General features: G+C 38.3%; 2 protein-coding genes and 1 CRISPR repeat array. Both genes read left to right on the forward strand.

The features are described from left to right. Positions 1-39: 39 nt before the first annotated feature. Positions 40-604: direct repeats of the CRISPR family, unit length 30 nt; unit sequence GTTTCAATCCCTCACAGGTGCGATTCAAAC. A 15-nt stretch (positions 605-619) separates the two neighbouring features. Further along, on the forward strand, positions 620-913 hold the full coding sequence (locus NZ923_10665; protein ID MCS7230472.1) for a hypothetical protein: 294 nt from the start codon (positions 620-622) through the stop codon (positions 911-913). After that, on the forward strand, positions 876-1,291 hold a 416-nt coding region (locus NZ923_10670), incomplete at its 3' end, for a hypothetical protein (protein ID MCS7230473.1). The genes NZ923_10665 and NZ923_10670, both read left to right, overlap by 38 nt.

Raw genomic sequence — 1,291 nt, forward strand, 5'->3', positions numbered from 1 at the left:
AACAAAGAACGGAATATATGCTATAATTAACGACAAAATGTTTCAATCCCTCACAGGTGCGATTCAAACATACGGAAGTGTCAGGATTTTTAGCTGGGAACACGCGTTTCAATCCCTCACAGGTGCGATTCAAACAAACAAAAACTTCAAAACAGCTATGATAAAAATGGAGTTTCAATCCCTCACAGGTGCGATTCAAACTTATGCTTGATGTTGTTAAAATGCGGGCAAGGCTATTGTTTCAATCCCTCACAGGTGCGATTCAAACAACGCAAAAATTTTTAAGAACTTTTGTAATCTCTCTCGTTTCAATCCCTCACAGGTGCGATTCAAACAGAGAAGATAAAGATAAAAAAGAAGAAATAAGCAATTGTTTCAATCCCTCACAGGTGCGATTCAAACTCTTTAACGCTTTCATTAAATTCTGCGTGCCTTTCCCGTTTCAATCCCTCACAGGTGCGATTCAAACGAAACGATTGTGAGTAATTTGAAAGATAAAGATTTTGGTTTCAATCCCTCACAGGTGCGATTCAAACAAATTTATCGTTTTTATGGTTTTTAAATAACCATATCCGTTTCAATCCCTCACAGGTGCGATTCAAACAAGGATAAGGCGAAGATGGAGTTATACACTAAAACTATGTTGGATTTGATGAACAAGATGGAGGTAGATGCTGTAGATTTTGCAAATTTGTTGATGATATATGTAGCGGATTTGATGCAGGTATGTGTGAAGGTAGCTTGTGAGCAGACGGATTTATTTAATGTTTTGTTGGAGAAGGAAAAGGAGGAAAGTATAGATGAGATAACGATTGCGAATTTGGTTATAAGTTTGATTGAGACTTTGAAAAACAAAGGTTATGAAGTTAAAGTAGATGGAAATCAAAATATGGAGGGTAAATATGAAGCCTAGTGAGGTTTTAAGGGTAAGTGAAAGTTTAAAGCTTGTAGGTCGTCCTATTGCGTATTATCCTGTTATTGCGAATGTTGTTGGTTCTGTTGTTGCGACTGTGTTTTTGTGTCAGTTTTTGTATTGGCAGGGTAAGGAGAATAAGGAAAATGGAGGGTGGATTTATAAGACTATGGAGGAGATAAAGGAGGAGACGGGTCTTTCAAGGAGCGAGCAGGAGACGGCGAGGAAAAGGTTGAAGGAGTTGGGTATATTAGAGGAGAAACGAGAAGGTCTGCCAGCGAGGCTGTTTTATAAGTTTAATTGGGAAAAGTTAGATGAACTAATCTACCAACACTACCTCAATAACGCACCCAAAGAGGGGGATGTTGCAAACAAGAA

The sequence above is a fragment of the Candidatus Kryptonium sp. genome (assembly GCA_025060635.1).
Taxonomy (GTDB): Bacteria; Bacteroidota; Ignavibacteria; order Kryptoniales; family Kryptoniaceae; genus Kryptonium.

What these genes read in the sequence shown, in the direction of transcription:
- NZ923_10665 (MCS7230472.1), top strand. Translation starts at nt 620, where the DNA reads ATGGAGTTATACACTAAAACTATGTTGGATTTGATGAACAAGATGGAG.